A 20,136-nucleotide genomic window follows, 5' to 3' on the forward strand; every position below is an offset into this window, starting at 1 on the left:
TGATCTGATGAAAATCCTGCGGCCCGGGGGCGGGTTCGACGATCCCTCCCGCGCGGAGGGTCAGGCTTTCTCCCGCGTCAAGGCGATGGGAAAGGGGGCCTATCCGTACCTCCTGCGCTACCTGGATCATGAGGAACTTCCGCTCGCCGTGGCCGCCGCCCGTGTCCTCAACGAACTCACCGGCCGCAATCAGCCGCTTCCCACGCCGGCCACCCGCGCTCAGGTCAAGGCGGACTGGGAAGCCTGGATCAAGGCCAATCCGTAACGCCGCCCTCGCCGGGGGTACACATCCTCGGCGTACGGTGCAACTTGGCGGACTTGCCCGCTATATAGTTTTGTGGGAGCGGAATTCTTCGTGATCTCATGCGCGTCCTGATCGGGTCCGTTGCCATCCTGGCCTTCGCCGCCCGGCTGTCGCCGGCTCAGCAGGAGCCGCCGGCCGACCGGGAAGGGATCGAATTCTTCGAAAAGAAGATCCGTCCGGTTCTCGTCGAGAAGTGTTACTCCTGCCACAGCGCCCAGGCGCCCAAGCTCAAGGCGAATCTGCGCCTCGACAGCCGCGAAGGCCTCCTGAAGGGCGGCGACATGGGGCCCGCGCTCAAGCCTGGAGATCCCGACGGAAGCCTCCTCATCCAGGCCATCCGCTACAAAGACGAGGACCTGCGGATGCCGCCGAAAGAGCGGCTTCCCAAAGAGGTCGTGGCGGATTTCGAGGAGTGGGTGCGGCGCGGGGCGCCCGATCCCCGCACGGGAGGCGCCCCCTCCGGCAAAGACCGGGACCCCAAGGCTTCCGCCCGCGCCCATTGGGCGTTCCGTCCGGTCGCCGATCCTGCGCCTCCGGCCGTCCGGCGCGCCGACTGGGTCCGGACGCCCGTCGATCGCTTCATCCTGGCGCGGCTGGAGGAGAAAGGGTTGACGCCCGCTCCGGAGGCGGACCGGCGCGCCCTTCTTCGCCGCCTCTCCTACGACCTCACGGGGCTTCCGCCCTCGCCCGAAGAACTGGAGGCCTTCGTCCGGGACCCGGCCCCGGACGCCTACGAGCGCGCCGTCGATCGCCTGCTCGGCAGCCCCCACTTCGGCGAGCGCTGGGCGCGCCACTGGCTGGATCTGGCCCGCTACGCGGACACCAAAGGTTATGTGGGCCAGGAGGATCGCCGGTATCCCTTCGCCTATACCTACCGGGACTGGGTGATCCGCGCATTCAACGAAGATCTCCCGTACGATCGCTTCGTGACGCTTCAGCTGGCAGCCGACCGGGTCGCGGGCGAATCCGACAAGCGCGACCTGGCGGCGATGGGATTCCTGACCGTCGGCCGCCGTTTCATCAACAACATTCACGACATCATCGACGACCGCATCGACGTCGTGACGCGCGGCCTGATGGGTCTGACCGTTTCGTGCGCGCGCTGCCACGACCACATGTACGATCCGATTCCGACGAAGGACTACTACGCGCTCTACGGAGTCTTCGCGAGTTCCCAGGAGCCCAAGGACCTGCCGGTCCTGGAGCCGCGCGAGAAAACGCCGGACCATCGGGCCTTCGAGAAGGAACTGGCCGAGCGTCGCGAGGCGGTCGAGCGGTTCCGCCGCGAGCAGCACGCGCGGCTCACCGGGGAGCTCCGCAAGAAGGAAACGATCGCCAAGTACCTCCAGGCCGCCGCGCAGGCGCGCACGGCCGAGGCGGTCAAGGACGTGGCGGGCAAGCGGGATCTTTCGGCGTACGCGCTGGAGCGCTGGCGGGCCTTCCTCGAGAAGGCGGCTTCGTCGGGCGACGCGCTTTTCGCCCCCTGGCGGGCGTACGCGGCGCTGCCGGAGGCGGAGTTCGCCGCCCGCGCGGCTCAGGTGAAGCTCGACGGGGTGCCCGCCCCCGTCGCCCGCGCGTTCGAGCGTCCGCCCGCCTCGCTCGCCGAGGCGGCGCAGCGGTACGGCGAGATCCTCGCCGCCCACGACCGCGAGGAGCCCTTCGAGGAGCCGGACCGGGAGGCGATCCGCAAGGCGCTGCGCGGCGCGGACGCCCCGGCCCAGGCGCCCCTGGCCGAGGTCGAGCGCCTTTTCACCCGCGCGGAGCGCGACAAGAAGCGGCAGCTCGAAAACCGCATCGAGGAACTCAAAGCCACGCACCCGGGCGCGCCGGAGCACGCGATGGTCCTGACGGATCTGCCCGAGCCCCGCGAACCGCGCGTCTTCGTCCGCGGGAATCCCAACCAGCAGGGTGAGGCCGTGCCGCGTCGTTTCCTGACGCTTCTGGGCGGCCGGGTCTTCCGCGAGGGGAGCGGGCGCCTCGAGCTGGCGCGCGAAATCGTCCGTCCGGACAACCCCCTGACGGCCCGCGTGTGGGTGAACCGCGTATGGGGCCACGTCTTCGGGAAACCCATCGTGGGGACGACGAGCGACTTCGGCGTCCGCAGCGACGCGCCGACCCACCCGGAACTTCTGGACTGGCTGGCGCGCCGGTTCGTCGAGGAGGGCTGGTCCACGAAGAAGCTCCTGAGGCTTCTTCTCCGGTCGGCGGTCTACCGGCAGGCGTCGGACGACCGGCCCGAGGGCCTGGCCGCGGATCCCGAAAACCGCCTCCTCTGGCGGATGAACCGAAAGCGCCTGGATTTCGAGGCGATGCGGGACTCGCTTCTGGCGGTTTCGGGACGGCTGGACCGTACGATGGGCGGCCGGTCGGTCCCCCTGGTCACCAATCCGACCGCCAAGATGCGCATGGAGGCCGAAACGATCAAGGTGGACGTGGGGGATCCCACCAAGGACTCCTACGCGACGCGCCGTTCCGTGTACCTCTTCGTGGATCGCCAGAATCTTCCGGGGACGCTGCGGGTGTTCGATTTCGCCAGCCCGGACACGCACAGCCCGCGGCGGTACGAGACGACGGTTCCGCAGCAGGCGCTCTTCATGATGAACGGGCGGTTCGTCGTGGAGCTGGCCCGCGCGCTGGCGGCGCGGCCGGAGGTGTCCGGGGAGGCGGATCCGGCGCGCCGGGTGGCGGCGCTCTATCGCCTGGCGTTCGGCCGGGCCCCGACGCCGGAGGAGACGGCGCTGGGCCTGCGCTTCGTGCGCGGCGAAGAGGGGCTGGCGCGCCGCGGCGAAGCGGGAGCGTCCGGGGCGTGGCAGTACGGTTCCGGCCTTTACGACGAAAAGGCGCGCCGGGTGACCGCGTTCCAGCCGTTGCCGCATTTCACGGGCATGGCCTGGCAGGGCGGTCCGGCGCTTCCGGACCCGAAGCTCGGATGGGTGATGCTGACGGCCACGGGGGGACATCCGGCCCGGGACCGCGCCGCCGTCCGGCGCTGGAAGGCGCCCCGGGACGGCGAGGTCTCCATCACGGGCACGGTGTCGCACGCCGAGGCGCAAGGGGACGGGATCCTGGCGCGGATCGTCTCGAGCCGCCAGGGCGAGCTGGCTTCCTTCGCCGTCCGGCGCGGAGAGGCCGAGACGCGGCTGGCCGGAATCGAGGTCCGGGCCGGCGAGACGATCGATTTCCTGGTCGAATGCCGCGGCGACGAGGGCTGGGATTCGTTCGAATGGGCGCCCGTCGTGCGGCTTTCGGAGCGGAATGCGGCGACGGCGGGGGGCGCGCCGCGCGAGTGGAACGCCCAGGCGGACTTCGCGGGGCCCCCGGGGGCGGCGTCGCGGCCCCTGGACCCCTGGGAGAAATACGCCCAGGTGCTCCTTCTGACGAACGAGTTCATGTTCGTGGACTGACGGAGGCGGGGATGAGCCGGTACGACCACGGCGTGCGTCCCGAGGACCTTTTCCTCACGCGGCGTGAGATGCTGTCGCGCTGCGGGATGGGGCTGGGGGCGCTGGCGTTCATGGATCTTCTGGCCCGGGCGGAGGACGGCCGGGCGGCCGAGCTTCATCCCCTGGCGCCCCGGCGTCCGCACTTTCCGGGCCGCGCCAAGCGCGTGATTCACATCTTCGCCAACGGCGGGGCCTCGCACGTCGACACCTTCGACCCGAAGCCGGCGCTCGAGAAGTACCGGGGCAAGATGCTGCCCATGGAGAATCTCAAGACCGAGCGCAAGACGGGGGCGGCCTTCCCCTCGCCCTTCAAGTTCCGCAAATACGGGCGGAGCGGAATCGAGGTGAGCGAGATCTTCCCGCACGTCGGCGAGTGCGCGGACGATCTGTGCGTCATCCGCTCGATGCACGCGGACGTGCCCAATCACGAGCCGTCGCTGCTTCTGATGAACTGCGGCGAGGCGCGTCTCATCCGGCCGAGCGTGGGGTCCTGGGTGACCTACGGCCTGGGGAGCGAGAACCAGAACCTGCCGGGGTTCATCGTGATGTGTCCCGGCGGCTATCCGATCCAGGAGTCGCAGAACTGGCAGGCGGGCTTCCTGCCGGGAGTCTACCAGGGCACCTACATTGACACCCAGCACACGGACGTCCAGAAGCTCATCGAGAACATCCGCAACGACTTCGCCTCGCGGGACGAGCAGCGCCGCCAGCTCGATCTGCTCCTCGAGCTCAACCGGCGCCACCAGGAGCGCCGCGCCCGGGACGCGCAGCTCGAGGCCCGGATTCAGTCGTTCGAGCTGGCCTACCGGATGCAGGCGGAGGCCACGGACGCCTTCGACGTCTCGCGCGAACCGGAGGCGATCCGCAAGATGTACGGCCCCGGGACGCAGGCGCGGCAGCTCCTGATCGCCCGGCGGCTCCTGGAGCGGGGCGTCCGGTTCGTCCAGGTCTGGACGGGCGCGGGACAGCCGTGGGACAATCACGACGATCTCGAAGTGAATCACCGCCGACTGGCCAAGGACTGCGACCAGGCGATCGCGGCGCTGCTGAAGGACCTCAAGCAGCGGGGGATGCTCGAGGAGACGCTCGTTCTCTGGGGCGGCGAGTTCGGGCGGACCCCGACGGTCGAGCTTCCGACTCCGGGCGCCAACGCGGGCAAGGTCAACGGCCGCGACCACAACCACTGGGGCTTCACGATGTGGCTGGCCGGCGGCGGCGTCAAGGGCGGCTACGTCCACGGGGCCACCGACGAGTTCGGCTTCCGGGCGGTCGAGAAACCCGTCCACGTGCACGACCTGCACGCGACGATCCTGCACCTGCTCGGGTTCGACCACGAGAAGTTCACGTACCGGTACGCCGGCCGGGACTTCCGGCTGACGGACGTGCACGGTCACGTGGTGCGGGAGATCCTCGCGTAGAGCGTCCTACCGCCCCCGAAGGTGCCGGTCGGCGAAGTCGAGGTACGCGCGCCAGTCCTCCGGGGTCATCGAGTGCTTTCCGGCGCGGATGAAATATCCGAGCGTGCCGGCCGAAAGCTTCCCGACGGGCGGCATCTCGCGGTCTTCGAGTCCGCCCGCCCCGAGGAGCCGGTAGACCGGTTCGGCGGCCTTGAGGATCTCGAATTGCCCCGGAGGGTCGGCCCATTGATCTTCCTGGGCGTTGGCGAAGAGGACCGGCCGCGGCGCGCAGAGCGCCACCAGCGCGTGCTGGTCGAAGGGCAGCCGCTCCACCTGGTCGCCGAACTTCTTGAAGACGTCGTTGAACCAGTGCGGGAACGCGCGGTTGATGACCTTGACGGTTTCGGCCTTGGGGTTCTTCGTCCGGTTGGGCGCGGTTCCGCCGCATCCCGCCTGGCTGGGCACGGCCAGCGCGATCCGCTCGTCGAACGCGGCCGCCAGAAGGGCCGTTTTCCCCAGCCGCGAGTGGCCCACGGCCGCGATGCGCCGCGGATCGACGTCCGGGTCGGTCACGAGGTAGTCCACCGCGCGGTGGATCCCCCAGGCCCACATCGCGATCGCCCCCGGACCTTTTTCGCCCGGCGTCGTCTGACCCGGCGCGGCGGGAAAATACTCGGGGTAAACGCCGTCGTTGAAGTCCGGCTTGTCGGGGAAGACGTCGCCGTAGTAGAAGGTCGCCGCCGCGTAGCCCCGGTCGATCGTCTGCTCCAGCGCCCAGGAGTCGACGTTCCGGCCGCGCGTCGCTTCCGTGGCCCGGTGGTCGACGACGCCCTCCCGGGAGGGACGCATCCAGCTGCGGCACAGCGCGACCCGCGGGTCGGCGACGAGGCTCTGGTTCCCGGTGAAGTTATGGCCTACGAAGACGGGCGCCGGGCCCGACCGCCGGTTGGGCACGACGAGAAGCATCTCGAGCGCCGGGCCGTCCGGCCTCCGGGAGAGGGGGATGCGGATCTCCTTGGCGGTGGCCTTGCCGCCGAAGAAATCGGGGAAGACGGCGCGGACCTGCGGCCGCACCCCTTCGGGCCGGGGGAGCAGGGGACCGTACATGTAGTGAACGAACAGAGCGCGGAGCTCCTCGCGGCGCTCGCGCCACTCGCCGGCGGTCCGGACCCGCCGTCCGTCCAGGAAGAGGAGCGGATCGGGGAACTCCGGCCGCGCGGGGAGCGCCTCGACCGGCGGGAAGTCTCGCGGCGCCGTTCCGCCGCACGCAGCCAGAAGCGCCAGAAGGCACGAACGGAAGTCCGGGCGTCGATTCATGAGATGGGTCCTCCCGTTATCGTACGTGCGGCGGCGGTCTAGCGTGCGTCCCGGACGCAGCGGAATCCGACGTGGTTGGCGGCCGAGCGGATTTCGCCCGAGTGGCGCGCCCCCGGGGCGTAACGCGCGCAGTAGTTTTCGGCGCAGAGGAACGATCCGCCCTTCTGAACTTTCTTGCGGGCCCCGGGTTCGCGGGGGTCGTGGCTCTCGTCGGGTCCCCGCGGGTTGCGCCGGGGGCTCCGCGCGAAATAGTCCTCGCGGTACCAGTCCGAGCACCACTCCCAGACGTTGCCGGCCATGTCGAAAAGGCCGTACCCGTTGGGCGGAAAGCTCATGACCGGAGCGGTGGCGAAGTGGCCGTCCTCGAGCGTGTTCTCCTTGGGGAAGGCGCCCTGCCAGATATTGGCCATCCAGCGGCCGCCGGGCTTGAGGTCGTCCCCCCAGACGTAGCGCTTGCCGGCCAGCCCTCCGCGCGCGGCGAACTCCCACTCCGCCTCCGTCGGGAGCCGCTTGCCCGCCCACCGGGCGTACGCCTCGGCGTCCTCGTAGGCGATGTGCACCACCGGGTGCTTTTCCCGTCCCACGATCGAGCTTTCCGGCCCCTCGGGGTGCCGCCAGCTGGCTCCCGGGACCGGCCTCCACCAGGCCCGGAAATCCCGCAGCGACACGTCGTCCTCCCGCGGCGGAAAAAAAACGATCGAAAAGGGCTTGAGCTTTTCCGCCGGCACGCCGGGGAATTCGGAGGTTTCGGGGATGCGCTCCGCCACCGTCACGTACCCCGTCGCCCGCACGAAGCGCTCGAACTCTTCGTTGGTGACCTCGTGGCGATCCATCCAGAATCCGTCCACTTCGACGTCATGGACCGGCTGCGCTTCCGGGAAGCGCGGATCGTCCGAGCCCATGAGGAACGTTCCCCCCGGGATCCACACCATGCCCTCGGGGGGCGGTCCGGGAGGGGGGCCCGAGGGGGCCGCCCGCAGCGAGGCCCAGACCAGGAACCCCACGAAAACGAGAAGAAGCGTCACGGCCGGCAGGACGACCGGCGCCAGGGGCGAAGGTTTCGGCGGTTCCACGGCGCAACCGATTGTAGCGGGCGCCCGCTCCCGCGCCTACTTCCGCGCGATTCGCGCGAGCTGCCGCTTCATCTCCGCGACCGTCTCCGCGTGCCGCGGATCGGCGGCGAGGTTCTCGAACTCGCCGGGGTCGCGCTGGTAGTCGTAAAGCTCCGCGCCCGCCCGGCCCCCGTCCCACTCCGTGTAGCGGTACCGCTCCGTTCGGACGCTGCGGCCCTCGACCCGGGCGCCCCGCCGCACCTGCGTGTAGGCCGGGAAGGACCAGGGCGCCTGCGGATCCTCCAGCAGCGGCCGGAGGCTCTCGCCTTCGAGCCCCGCGGGCGCCGGCAGCCCCGCCAGGTCCGCGAGCGTCGGATAGAGGTCCACGAGTTCCACCGTCCGCCCGCAGGCGCGGCCGTTCCCCCGCGCCCCCGGCGCGGCCACAAGGAGCGGCACGCGCGCGGAACGCTCGAAGAGCGTCATCTTCTGCCACTGCCCGTGTTCGCCGAGCTGCCATCCGTGGTCGCTGGCGAAGACCACGACGGTGCGGTTCTCCAGGCCCAGACGGCGGAGCGCGTCGAGGAGCCGGCCCACCTGCGCGTCCATATAGCTCACGCTCGCGTAGTACGCCCGGATCATGAGCCGCCGCTTTTCCTCGTCCAGGCCGTAATTGGGCGGCTTGACGGCGAGCGCCGCGGCGGGAATCTTCTCCAGATGCTCCGCGGGCTCCTTCGGGAGCGCGATCCGCTCAAGCGGATAGAGGTCGAACCATTTCTTCGGGGCCACGCACGGGACGTGCGGCCGGTAGAAACCCACGGCCAGGAAGAAGGGACGGTCGCGGTGTTCTTCCAGGAGACGGATCGCTTCCGAGGCCACCTTGCCGTCCGTCTGATCCTCGTCGGTTCCCTGCGAGACGTACCAGGTGAGGGAGCCTCCCATCGAGCGCGCGTTGCCGGTGTAGTAGACGCAGCGATCCTCCTCGTCCTTCTCGCAGCCGCGGGGGTTGATCGCCGCCTGCCAGGAGGGAGGATCGTCCAGCCCCGGCGTTCCGATCTGGGAGGGGACGCCGTAATGGTAGAGCTTCCCCACGCGGGCCGCGAAGTAGCCGTGCCGCGTGAAGAGCTGCGGCAGCGTCACCGCGTCCGGGACGTTCTTGCGGAAATGCGTCGCGTTCTCGTGCACGCCGGTGGTGTCCGGCCGCAGCCCCGTCAGGAACGAGGCGCGGCTCGGATTGCAGAGCGGAAACTGGCAATAGGCGCGATCGAAGCGGACCGCCCGGGCCGCCAGGCGGTCCAGGTTCGGCGTCCGTACGAACGGATGCCCGTAGCAGCCCAGGTCCGTGTTCAGATCGTCCGACGTGATGAAAAGGACGTTGAGCGGCCGATCCTGGCCGGACGGCGGGCGGGAGCCCGCCTCCGCGGAGCAGGCGGCGACGGCGAGGAGAAGAAGAGCGCGCTTCATAGGGAGTCCCCGAAATCGTTCCCGAGATTCAACAACGGTCCGGGGGCGCGGTTCCGCGGAATCGGCTTACGGTTTTTCGACGCGGAACGTCGTGCGGTTCTCGCTCCACCAGATCTGCCATTCCTTGGAGGAGGTGAACTTCTGGCGGGTCAGGTCCTGGAGCACCTTGAGCGTGACGGGCAGGAGTTCTTCGGCACGCTTCTTGTTCTGATCCTCGCCGCTGGGCACGTTGTATCCGCCGACGTTCCCGGCGTCGATGGCGCCGTCCTTGATCCGGACGAAACGCTCCATGCGCCTGATTTCCTCGATCAGGATCGGGACACTCGAGGCGCTGCGGATGCGGCCCGCCGCCAAGACCGCCGCCTTGGCCACCTTCGCGTCGCGGTCCTCGAGGTACTTGTGCACCGTCGGGAGAGCCGCTTCATCTTCGAGCTTTCCGAGCGCCTCGAGGATGGCCGCCTGAACGTCGGACTCCTTGGAGTTCGGCTGAAGCGCCCCCGTCAGCACCGGGACGACCGCCTTGCGCAGGTCCGCGAAACCGCCCAGGCCCCGCGCGGCCGCGATTCGAACCGTGTTGCCGTCGGCGGTCAGAAGAGGGGCGAGCCGGGCGAGCGTCCGGGGGTGGGGGACTTTGGCCAGGTCCGCCACGGCCGCGGCCCGCTCCGCCTCGGAGGCCGAACGGTACGCGATCTTGAAGCGTTCGAGAGCTTCCTCGACCGCCTTGTCGTCCTGGACCGGCAGAGCGGCCGCCAGGAGCGCCGCGAACGCGATCATACGCATCTCCTTCCCTACTTCTAATTACACGTCGGCCGGAAAAAAACCCTTTCGGAAACCGAATGCGCGAAATCCGTCCCCGAACGGGTTCTCTCCAGGGTACTTCTTTAAGGAAACGAATACCCGAAAAAGGAGCTTCCATGAGAACGTTCGTCGCCGCCGCCGGGATCGCGGCATGGACCTTGATAGGAGGATGCGCCGCCGGACCGGCGGAGCGATCCGCGGCGCGCGTTTTCGAGATCCGCACGTACACGGTCCACCCCGGCAAGATGGAGGCCCTCCACCGGCGCTTCCGGGAGCACACGGACCGGCTCTTCCGGCGTCACGGAATCGAGCCGGTCGGCTATTGGACGGTGACGGGGGGCGAGGGGGCGGAAGCGACGCTGGTCTTCCTCCTTGCGTACCCCAGCCGGGAGGCGCGGGAGGCGGCTTGGAAGGCCTTCCAGGCGGATCCGGAGTGGCAACGGGCCAAGGCCGAAAGCGAAAAGGACGGCCCTCTCGTGGCGCGCGTCGATTCGCGATTTCTCGCGCCGGCCGATTACTCGCCCTTGCGCTGAGGCCCTCCGGAAAAGCTGAACCGGCGTCCCGCGGTCCGGGCGTATTAGTGAACGGGGGTGAGCCCATGATCCTCAGACGCCGGATGATCCCGCTGGCCCTTCTGCTGGCGGCGGCCCGTCCCGCTCAGGAGGCCAACCCGCCGGACGGACCGCTTCCCATCGAGCGCGTGACCCTCGACCGGCCCGCCGATTTCAAGGTGGACGTCTTTCCGATCCTCAAGGGAAACTGTCTCCCGTGTCACAACGCCAAGGACGCGGAAGCCGACGTGGTCCTTGAAACGCCCGAAACCATGCTCAAGGGCGGCGCGGACGGACCGGTCCTCGTGCCCGGCAAGGCGGACCAAAGCCCGCTCCTGCGCGTGGCGTCCTTCCGCGCCAAGCCGCACATGCCTCCGCGCAAGAACAAGGTCGGAGCGCGTCCCCTCACGCCGCGGGAGCTCGGAATCCTCAAGCTCTGGATCGACGAAGGCGCCAAGAATTCCGCGGCGCCGCTTCTCGAGGCGCCCCGCTGGCAGCCCGCACCCGCGCACTGGAACCCGATCTACGCCGTGGCCCTGGACGCCGAAGCGCGCTTCCTGGCCTGCGGCCGCGGGGCCAAGCTTCACGTCTATCACCTTCCCACGCGGCGCCTGATCGATCGCCCCGTGGATCCCAAGCTTGCGGCGCTGGCCCCGCCCGGAGAGCCCGGGGTCGTCCATCCGGACGCGGTCCACGCCCTCGCCTTCAGTCCCGACGGGGAAATTCTGGCCACGGGCGGCTACCGCTCGATCAAGCTCTGGAAGCGTCAGGCGCCGGAACGCAAGCTCGCGCTTCCCGAGTGGAAGGAGCCCCGCGCCGCCGCTCTCGATCGCGAAGGCGTCCGCCTGGCGGTCGCGGACGAGGAGCACGTCCTGCGCGTGTACGACGTGGCGTCCGGCAGGAAGCTCGCCGAGCTGCGGGGCCACTCCGGACCGGTCCGCGCCCTCGCCTTCGAGGCGGACGGAAAACGCCTGGCTTCGGTCTCCGAGGACAAGACGGCCCGGATCTGGACGCCGGCGGATCCCGCGTCGCCGGGCAAGGCGCTCGAGACGCCGGCTCCTGCCACGGCCGTGGCGTTCCTTGCGGACGGGAAGTCCGTGGCGGTCGGAGGGGGCGACGGGCTGGTGCGCCTCTATCCGCTCGAGGGCGAAAAGCCGCCGCCGGCTCTCGAGATCAAGGCTCATGCCGGGCCGGTCGTGGCGCTCGCCGCGGCCCCGGGTCTCCTCGTGTCGCTGGGGCCGGACGGCCGGGCGATCGCGTGGAATACGGCGGGCGGCCAGAAGGTCCGGGAATTCGCCCACGGCGCGCCGGCCGCGGGAGTGGCGGTTTCGGCGGAGGCGCGGCGCGTGGCGACCTTCGGAGGCCCGAGCGCCAAGCTCTGGAACCTCGAGGACGGAAAGGTCGCGGCGGAGCTTCGAGCGGACGGTCCGGCGCGGCGGCGCGACCGCGAGGCGCAGGCGCTTCTGGCGTTCGCGGCGGAAGAGGTCCGCTATCGCGAGCAGGCCGTGAAGTCCGCCGAGGAGGCGCACAAGAAGGAAGAGGAGGAGGTCAAGAAGGCCAAGGACGCGGTGCCTCCGGCGGAGAAGGAGTTCAACGACAAGGAGGCCGCGCTCGCCAAGGCGCGCCAGGACCGGGAGGCCGCGGAGAAAGCGCTCCGGGAGATCGACGCCGCCATCGCCGCCGCGCGGGCGGGCGCCGAGGAGGCCGCACGAAAACTCGCCGCTCCGCCGGACGAGACCGCTCTCCGGAAGGCGGAGGCCGAAAAGGCCGCCGCGGCCGAGGCGCTGGCCGCCGCCGAAAAGGCCCTCGCCGAGGCGAAACCCAAGGCCGATCCCGGCGCGGCGGACGAGCGCCGCAAGCGCGAGGCCGAAAAGCAGGCCGCCGATCAGGCCCTGGCCGAAGCCCAGCGCGCGGTGGACGACCTCAAAAAGAAGCTCGCCTCCGCCGCCCCCGAGGCGCGGCCGGATCTCGAGAAGGCGCTGGCCGACGCGCGCGCCCGGCGCAACGACCTGAGAACGCGGGCGGAAGCGGCGGCCCGGGCGCTGTCCGCCGCGCCCGCGGCGGCCGCCTCGCCGGATCCCGCTCTCGTTCAGGCCGTGGAGGCGGCGCGGGCGCGCCTGGCCGCGGCGGCGGCCGAACCGGAGAAGGTCCGCGCGGCGCGCGACCGGGAGCGCAAGGAGCTTGAGGCGGCCAAGGCCAAGGCCGAGCAGGCGCTCAAGGAAATCGAGGGCAAGCGCAAGGAGGCCGAAGCCAAGCTCGAGGCGGCCCGGAAGGGCGAGGCGGCGGCGGCCGCCGCGAGCGAGCAGGCCAAGGTCCAGCTCGAAAGCGCGCGCGGTCGGGTGGAAAAGGCCCGCGAGGCGGCGGATCGGGCCAAGAAGGCGATCGAGGAGGCCGCCGCGCGGCTGGCGCGGGAGAAGGAAGAGCACCGCCGCCGCGAGGAAGAGCGCAAGCGGCGGGCCGAGGAGCTGTCCAAGGCGGCGGTTCCGATTCAGGCGGCGGCCCTTTCGGCCGACGGCGCCTGGGCGGTCGTGGCCGCCGCCGACGGTTCGGTCCACGCCTTCGGGGCCGCCTCCGGAGCCGAAGCGGGCGTTCTGGACGGCGCCTCGCGGCCGGCGGTGGCGGCGGCGGTGACGCCGGCGGGGGAACTCGTGGGCATCCGTTCCGACGGGTCGGTCGTCGCGCGCGGCCTGCTGGGCCCCTGGACGCTTCACCGCACGATCGAACCGACCGCTCCCTCGCGCCCGCCGATCGACCGCGTGCTGGCGCTCGCCTTCAGCCCGGACGGGACGCTCCTGGCCGGCGCCGGTGGCGTGCCTTCGCGGGACGGCGAAATCGCGCTCTGGAATCCGGCGGACGGGTCGCTCGTGCGCGAGATCCCCGCGGCCCACAGCGACACGGTGTTCGACGTCGCCTTCAGCCCGGACGGGACGCTTCTGGCCAGCGTCGGCGCGGACAAGTTCGCCAAGATCTTCGAAGTCGCCTCCGGCCGCCTCGTGCGGTCCTTCGAGGGTCACACGCATCACGTCCTCGGGGTTTCCTGGAACCGCACGGGCCGGACGATCGCCACCGCGGGGGCCGACGAGACGGTCAAGGTGTGGGATGTCGAAACCGGGCAGCAGCGCCGGACCCTTCGAGGCTTTACGAAACAGGCGACTTCGATAGAATATCTTCCCTTCGAGGACCGCTTCGTCGTGGCCTCCGGAGGCGCGCCGGTCCGCCTGGTGCAGGAGAACGGCAACGCCGTCCGGACGTTCGACAGCCAGGGGGCGTTTCTCTACTCGGTGGCGGTGAGCGCCGAAACGCGCCTCCTGGCGGCCGGGGGCCTGGACGGGGTCCTCCGAGTGTGGAGGGTGGACGACGGGCAGTCGGTGGCCGTCTTCTCCCCTCCGGTCGCGAACCGATGATTGAAGAAGGGAAGAGGAGCCCATGGGCAAGGATCACCGCCGCAGCCATCTTCGCCGGGTCCGCCAGCGCCGCCAGAAGGTCCGGCGCCTGAAGGCGCGCCTGGCGGCCGCCACGAGTCAGGAAGAGCGCCAGCGCCTGATCGGCAAGATCGAAATCGTCACCCGCCGGCCCTTCGCCCCCGCCGCGAAGTAGGCCGATCGCGTCCGCCCGAGGCATTTTCAGGGCGTTCAAAACTCCACTCCCCCCGGTGGGCGTATAGTTACTGGAGTCCAGGAGCGGGACGGGGTCGGTCGGAGGTAACCGACGGCGGTGGATGGAGGTGCCCATCCATGCTGACGCTCCTCGGCGGCGCGCAAGGCGGCTTCTGCGACGGCGTCACGCGCCGATCCTTCCTTAAGATCGGGGGGCTCGCGCTCGGGGGCCTTTCGCTTCCGGATCTCCTTCGGGCGGAAGACAAGGCCGGCGTCCGCCGGTCCCACAAGGCCGTCATCATGATCTTCCTGGCCGGGGGACCTCCCCACCAGGATATGTTCGACCTCAAACCCGACGCGCCTTCCGAGATCCGCGGCGAGTTCCGGCCCATCTCGACGAACGTTCCCGGCATCGCCATCTGCGAGCTTTTCCCGCGGATGGCGCGGATTGCCGACAAATTGGCGTTCATCCGCTCGATCGTGGGCGCCCACGGCGACCACTTCGCCGTGCAGTGCTTCACGGGGCGCGACCCGCGCCAAGGACCCGTTCCCAAGGGGGGGTGGCCCTGCCTGGGCTCGGTCCTGGCCAAGCTCGAAGGTCCCGCTCACCCGGCTGTGCCTCCGGCTCTGGGGCTTTCGCCCAAGACCCAGCATCGCCCCTGGGGGGACAACGGCAGTCCCGGGTTCCTCGGGCCCGCGTACGCTCCCTTCACGCCGGAAGGGGACGAGGTCCGGTCCGACATGGTGCTCAAGGGAATCACGCTGGAACGCCTGCGCGACCGCAAGGGGCTTCTGGCGAGCTTCGATCAGTTCCGCCGCGAAGCGGACGCCTCCGGAGCGATGGAGGGCATGGACGTCTATCAGAGACAGGCCCTCGATGTTCTCACCTCGAGCCGGCTGGCGGAGGCCTTCGATCTCTCCAAGGAGGATCCCCGAACGGTCCAGCGGTACGGCCAGGGATCGTCGGCCTTCCAGGACGACGGCCCCTGGGCGCGGCTGGATCAGTTCCTCATGGCGCGGCGCCTCGTCGAGGCCGGAGCGCGCTGCGTGACCCTGGCCTTCGGCCGCTGGGACTGGCACGGGAGCACCTTCAAGAAAGCGCGGGAGAATTTCCCGCTTCTGGATCAGGGGGTGAGCGCCCTCGTCGAGGATCTGCACGCCCGCGGGCTCGACAAGGACGTGACCGTCGTCGTCTGGGGCGAATTCGGCCGGACGCCCACGATCAACAAGGACGGCGGCCGGGACCATTGGCCGCAGGTCAACTGCGCCCTCCTGGCCGGAGGAGGCATGCGCACCGGCCAGGTCATCGGCGCCACGGACCGGCTCGGCGGATCGGTCGTCGAGCGCCCCGTGCGCTTCGAGGAGGTCTTCGCGACGATCTACCGCAACCTGGGGATCGACGCGGCCCGGACCACCCTTCAGGACCTCGACGGCCGGCCCCAGTATCTGGTGGATCCGGAAGCGCGGCCGATCCGCGAGCTGGTCTGAGACATTTTCGCCGTCACGTTCCGTTCGACGGACGATATGAGCATTGGAGGGGAAGGCATAATGGATGCCCTCCCCGGCGCGAGCGGGATCTCCGGACCGGCGATGGGGGAGCGATGCGAGGTGGAGCCATGAGGGGATGCTCGGCGGTCGTGCTGATGCTCCTGATCGGGGCGGCGGACGGGGCCGTTCAGGACCCGGCCCGTCCCGTGGAGCTTCAGATCCAGGCGGCCGGCGCCGAGGAAAAGGACCTGAGCCGGCCGGCGCGCCTCGTGGGTCCCGACGCGCGGCTTCAGGTGGTGGTGACCGGCCGGTTCGCCGACGGCCGCCTGCGCGATCTCACGCACGACGTGAAGTACGCGGTCGAACCCGCGGGCGTGGTGGAGGTCCAACCCTCGGGCTTCGTGGCCCCGAAGGCCGACGGCAAAGCCGTTCTCACAGCGTCCTTCCCCGGCGGGCCGCAGGCGTCGGTCGAGATCGCCGTGGAGCGGTTCGACCATCCCCCGCCCCTGAGCTTTCCGAACCACATCACGCCCCTTTTCACGAAGCTCGGCTGCAACGCCGGCGGGTGTCACGGCAAGAGCGGCGGCCAGAACGGATTCCGGCTTTCGCTTCTGGGCTTCGAGCCCCCGGACGACTACGAGTATCTCGTCAAGGAATCGTTCGGCCGGAGGCTTCTGCCTTCGGCGCCGGAGCACAGCCTGCTTCTGCTCAAGGGCACCGGCATGCTCCCCCACGGCGGAGGCGAGCGGCTCCGCAAGGACAGTCACGACTACCGGCTTCTGGTGCGGTGGATCCGCCAGGGAATGCCCTACGGGCGGCCCGACGATCCGACGGTGACGGCCGTTTCCGTCTATCCGCGCCACCGGGTTCTGGCTCCGGACGGCCGCCAGCAGCTCAAGGTGACGGCCCATTACTCGGACGGCACGCGCGAAGACGTGACCCACACGGCCCGGTATGAGCCCAACGACAAGGCCATGGCGGAGGTGGACGAGTCCGGGCGGGTGCGGATGCTCGGCCAGCCGGGCGAGGTGGCCGTGATGGTCCGCTATCAGGACAAGGTGGCGGTGTTCGAGGCCACCGTGCCGCTCGGGGCGCCGGTGGCGAACCTTCCTCCCGTGCGCAATTTCATCGACGAACTGGTCTTCGCGAAACTCAAGCAGCTGGGGTTGCCGCCGTCGCCGCTGTGCGACGACGCCACGTTCCTGCGCCGGGTGACGCTGGACGTGACGGGCCGGCTGCCCTCGGCCGAGGAGGCGCGCCGGTTCCTGGCGGATGCGGATCCGGCCAAGCGGGACAAGTGGATCGACCGGCTTCTGGAGAGCCCCGCGTACGCGGACTTTTTCGCCAACAAGTGGTCGGCGATCCTTCGGAACCGCCGGAGCAAGGATACCTACACGGGGGGCAACTTCGCGTTCCACCGCTGGATCCGGGACGCCCTGGCGGAGAACCGGCCGTACGACCTTTTCGCGCGGCAGATCCTGACGGCGTCGGGGGAGATCAGCCTCAATCCGCCGGTGGCCTGGTGGCGTCAGGTGACCAAGGACTTCGAGCAGGTGGAGGACGTGGCGCAGCTTTTCCTCGGCGTGCGCATCCAGTGCGCCCGCTGCCACCACCATCCGTTCGAAAAGTGGAGCCGCGAGGACTACTACGGCCTGGCCGCCTTCTTCTCGCGCGTGGGGCGCAAGGAGGGGCTGGGGCCGGACGAGCCGCGCGTGTTCCACCAGCGGGGCGTGGCCCAGGCGCCCCATCCGCGGGGGGGACCGCCCCTCAAGCCCACGGGGCTCGGGGACCGGCCGCTGGAGCTTTCGCCCGACGAGGATCCCCGCCACGCGCTGGCGGACTGGATGACCCGCAAGGATAATCCGTTCTTCGCCCGGACGCTCGTCAACCGGTACTGGAAGCACTTCTTCAACCGCGGGATCGTGGATCCCGAGGACGACATGCGGGACACGAACCCCCCGGCGAACAAGGCGCTTCTGGAAGCCCTGACGCGGAAGTTCGTCGAGAGCGGCTACGATCTTAAGGAGCTCGTCCGGACGATCTGCCGGTCGAGCGCCTATCAGCTTTCTTCGCTGCCCAACGAGCACAACGCCAAGGACCGGCAGAGTTTCTCGCGGTACTACCCGCGGCGGCTGCCCGCGGAGGTGCTCCTGGACGCCATCGACCAGTTCAACGGCACGACCACCTCCTTCCAGGGTCTGCCCGCCGGGGTGCGGGCGGTGCAGATCCCGGACCACGGCGGGATTCCCTCGTACTTCCTGTCCGTCTTCGGCAAACCCGCGGGGGCCAGCGCCTGCGAGTGCGAGCGCGGCAACGACGCGTCGCTCGCCCAGAGCCTGCATCTGCTCAATTCGCAGGACATCCATGGGAAGCTCTCCTCCGGCGTGGCCAAGGAGCTGGCCGCGGACGGCAAGCGGACAGAGGAGGAGAAGATCGCGGAGCTCTACTATCGCGCCTTCAGCCGTCCACCCACGCCCCACGAGCTGCGGGTGGCGCTGGCGCACCTGGCCAAGTTCGACGCCAAGACGCGCCAGGCGGGCTACGAGGACATTCTCTGGGCGCTCATCAACACGAAGGAATTCCTCTTCAATCATTGAAACGGAGCGGGCGGCCGGGGCTATGGAGACATAGGAAGGGAGAAGAAGGAGGCCGGCATGCTCACGATCACCGGGGACCGCTATGTGCAGTGCGACGGCGTCACCCGCCGCGGGTTCCTCAAGGTCGGCTCGCTCGGCCTGGGGGGACTGGCGCTTTCGGATCTCCTGCGCCTGCAGGCGTGGGCCGGAACGGGGTCGTCCACCAAGGCGCTCATCAACGTCCACCTCTCCGGAGGACCCAGCCACCAGGATCTCTGGGATCTGAAGCCCGACGCCCCCTCGGAGTACCGCGGGGAGTTCCGTCCCATCGGGACCAATGTCCCCGGCATCGAAATCTGCGAGCTCCTGCCGCGTCTGGCCCGAATGGCCGACAAGTTCGCCCTTGTTCGGGGACTGGTGGGCTCGGTGGACGAGCATAGCTACTCGACCGCGATGACCGGGTATCCCGAGTCTTCACTGCGTTCGGTGGGCGGCCGTCCTTCGATCGGCTCGGTCGTTTCGAAGCTGGACCAGGAGCGCGGCGGGCGGTCGCTCCCGTACGTCTCGCTCATGGGCATGGTGACGCCGGGGTATCTCGGACCGGTCCACCAGCCGTACGTGCCGGACGGCACGGGGCGCGGCAACCTCCAGCTCGGCCGGATCGACGGCAACCGCCTGCGCAACCGCACGGAGCTTCTCGGGGCGCTCGACGGGCTCCGCCGGGACATCGACGCGAGCGGCCGGATGGAGGCGATGGACGCCTTCACGCAGAAGGCGGTCGAGGTGGTGACCTCCGGCCGGATGGCCGACGCGCTGGACCTCGGCAAGGAAAAGCCGGAGGTCGTGCGCCGGTACGTGGGCGACGGCGGCCGCCGGGCGGACGCGAACCGGAACTTCCTGCTGGCGCGCCGGCTCATCGAGGCGGGCGTCCGGTGCGTGGCGATGAGCTGGGGCGGCTGGGACACGCACGAAAACAACTTCCGGACGCTGCGCAACCAGCTTCCGGCGCTCGATCTGGGCCTGAGCGCGCTGCTGGAGGACCTGGACGCCCGCGGGATGCTGCGGGACGTGACGGTGGTCCTCTGGGGAGAGTTCGGCCGCACCCCCAAGGTGAACGACAAGGCGGGGCGCGATCACTGGCCGCGCGTGTCGGCCGCGTTCCTGGCGGGCGGCGGGGTGCGCGGCGGGCAGGTCGTGGGCGCCTCGGACCGCTACGCCGGCGAGGCGCTGAGTCCCGTCCACATCCACCAGGTGCACGCGACGCTCTATCACAACCTCGGGATCGACGCGCGGACGGCTCAGTTTACGGATCCGTCGGGGCGTCCTCAGTACCTCCTGGACATCCGGGAGCCGATCAAGGAGCTCCTCTGACGCCCCGGGGCCGGGGAGGGCGGGCCATGAAGAGAGCGGTCGGGGCGGTCGCGCTGGCGGCCGCCGCGCTGGCGGCGCCGGCGTGGTCCCAGCAGGCTTCCCCTCAGGTGCCCGAACCGCATCTGGCCGGCGTCTACCCCCTGGGGGTTCGCGCGGGCACGTCGGTCGAAGTGCGCCTCAGCGGCTCCGATCTCGAAGGCGTGGAGCGGCTGATCTTTTCGCATCCGGGCCTGGCGGCCGAGCCGGTCACGACGCCTCCGGACCGCTTTTATCCGCAGGGCCGCCGTCTTCCGGCCGCCTTTCGCGTGAAGGCGGCGGCCGACGTGCCGCCGGGGATCTACGAAGTCCGCGCGGCGGGCCTCTTCGGGATCTCCAACGCCCGCCGGTTCGTCGTGAGCGACCGCGACGAAGTTCTCGAGAACGAGCCCAACAACGAGCCCTCCCAGGCGCAGGAGGTGGCCTTCGGGACCTTCGTCCAGGGCCGCTGCGACGCCCAGAATTACGATTACTTTCGGCTGTCCCTTTCGAAGGGGCGGCGCGTCATCATCGACGGGCAGGCACTTCGCCTGGACTCCCGGGCTCAGCTCGTGATGGTGCTGCTGGACGCGGAAGACCGGGAGCATGCGCGCGCCGTGGGCACGCGGTTCCGGGATCCGCTCCTGGATTTCGTTCCTCCGGCCGACGGCGCCTATGTTCTGCGCGTTCATGATCTCGTCTACCGCGGAGGGGACGAGTACGGATACCGGATCGCGGCGGGCACGGGGCCGTGGATCGATGGGATG

At 69.8% G+C, this 20,136-nt stretch carries 14 protein-coding genes; 10 read left to right on the forward strand and 4 right to left on the reverse strand.

Features of this window, described 5'->3' with window-relative positions:
- The 3 genes from VNO22_07540 to VNO22_07550 all read left to right on the forward strand — a co-directional run.
- The coding region (locus VNO22_07540; GenBank protein ID HXG61208.1) for a hypothetical protein at window positions 1–265 on the forward strand (265 nt) is incomplete at its 5' end.
- A gap of 98 nt (window positions 266–363) precedes the next feature.
- Window positions 364–3,708, forward strand: coding sequence for a PSD1 and planctomycete cytochrome C domain-containing protein (locus VNO22_07545; protein HXG61209.1), 3,345 nt, complete (start codon window positions 364–366; stop codon window positions 3,706–3,708).
- Window positions 3,709–3,719: 11 nt separating this feature from the next.
- A complete protein-coding gene (locus VNO22_07550; protein ID HXG61210.1) occupies window positions 3,720–5,165 on the forward strand; it encodes a DUF1501 domain-containing protein in 1,446 nt (481 codons plus the stop codon).
- Between the two features lie 6 nt (window positions 5,166–5,171).
- Here VNO22_07550 and VNO22_07555 read toward each other — a convergent pair whose 3' ends face one another.
- The 4 genes from VNO22_07555 to VNO22_07570 form a co-directional block, all read right to left on the reverse strand.
- Window positions 5,172–6,461, reverse strand: coding sequence for an acetylxylan esterase (locus VNO22_07555; protein HXG61211.1), 1,290 nt, complete (start codon window positions 6,459–6,461; stop codon window positions 5,172–5,174).
- Window positions 6,462–6,499: 38 nt separating this feature from the next.
- On the reverse strand, window positions 6,500–7,534 hold the full coding sequence (locus VNO22_07560; GenBank protein HXG61212.1) for a formylglycine-generating enzyme family protein: 1,035 nt from the start codon (window positions 7,532–7,534) through the stop codon (window positions 6,500–6,502).
- Window positions 7,535–7,570: 36 nt separating this feature from the next.
- Window positions 7,571–8,974, reverse strand: a complete 1,404-nt coding sequence (locus tag VNO22_07565; GenBank protein ID HXG61213.1) for a sulfatase — start codon at window positions 8,972–8,974, stop codon at window positions 7,571–7,573.
- Between the two features lie 66 nt (window positions 8,975–9,040).
- The gene (locus VNO22_07570) at window positions 9,041–9,748 is read right to left on the reverse strand and encodes a HEAT repeat domain-containing protein (GenBank protein HXG61214.1); all 708 of its coding nucleotides are present in this window, start codon (window positions 9,746–9,748) and stop codon (window positions 9,041–9,043) included.
- A 140-nt stretch (window positions 9,749–9,888) separates the two neighbouring features.
- Between VNO22_07570 and VNO22_07575 the strand changes: the two genes are divergently transcribed.
- From VNO22_07575 to VNO22_07605, 7 genes are all read left to right on the forward strand, one after another.
- On the forward strand, window positions 9,889–10,305 hold the full coding sequence (locus VNO22_07575; protein ID HXG61215.1) for an NIPSNAP family protein: 417 nt from the start codon (window positions 9,889–9,891) through the stop codon (window positions 10,303–10,305).
- A 65-nt stretch (window positions 10,306–10,370) separates the two neighbouring features.
- Entirely contained in the window at window positions 10,371–13,727 is a 3,357-nt protein-coding gene (locus VNO22_07580; protein ID HXG61216.1) for a c-type cytochrome domain-containing protein, read from the forward strand.
- Window positions 13,728–13,749: 22 nt separating this feature from the next.
- The gene (locus tag VNO22_07585) at window positions 13,750–13,920 is read left to right on the forward strand and encodes a DUF6800 family protein (GenBank protein HXG61217.1); all 171 of its coding nucleotides are present in this window, start codon (window positions 13,750–13,752) and stop codon (window positions 13,918–13,920) included.
- A 137-nt stretch (window positions 13,921–14,057) separates the two neighbouring features.
- Window positions 14,058–15,407: a DUF1501 domain-containing protein gene (locus VNO22_07590; GenBank protein HXG61218.1), complete on the forward strand. Its 1,350-nt coding sequence runs from the start codon at window positions 14,058–14,060 to the stop codon at window positions 15,405–15,407.
- Window positions 15,408–15,535: 128 nt separating this feature from the next.
- The gene (locus tag VNO22_07595) at window positions 15,536–18,004 is read left to right on the forward strand and encodes a DUF1549 and DUF1553 domain-containing protein (GenBank protein ID HXG61219.1); all 2,469 of its coding nucleotides are present in this window, start codon (window positions 15,536–15,538) and stop codon (window positions 18,002–18,004) included.
- Between the two features lie 57 nt (window positions 18,005–18,061).
- Window positions 18,062–19,354 (forward strand): DUF1501 domain-containing protein, encoded by a 1,293-nt coding sequence (locus tag VNO22_07600; protein HXG61220.1) that lies wholly within the window; start codon window positions 18,062–18,064, stop codon window positions 19,352–19,354.
- A gap of 26 nt (window positions 19,355–19,380) precedes the next feature.
- Window positions 19,381–20,136, forward strand: a 756-nt coding sequence (locus VNO22_07605) for a hypothetical protein (protein HXG61221.1), incomplete at its 3' end; no start/stop codon positions are given.

Source organism: Planctomycetota bacterium, from assembly GCA_035574235.1.
In the GTDB taxonomy this organism is placed as follows: Bacteria; Planctomycetota; MHYJ01; order MHYJ01; family JACPRB01; genus DATLZA01.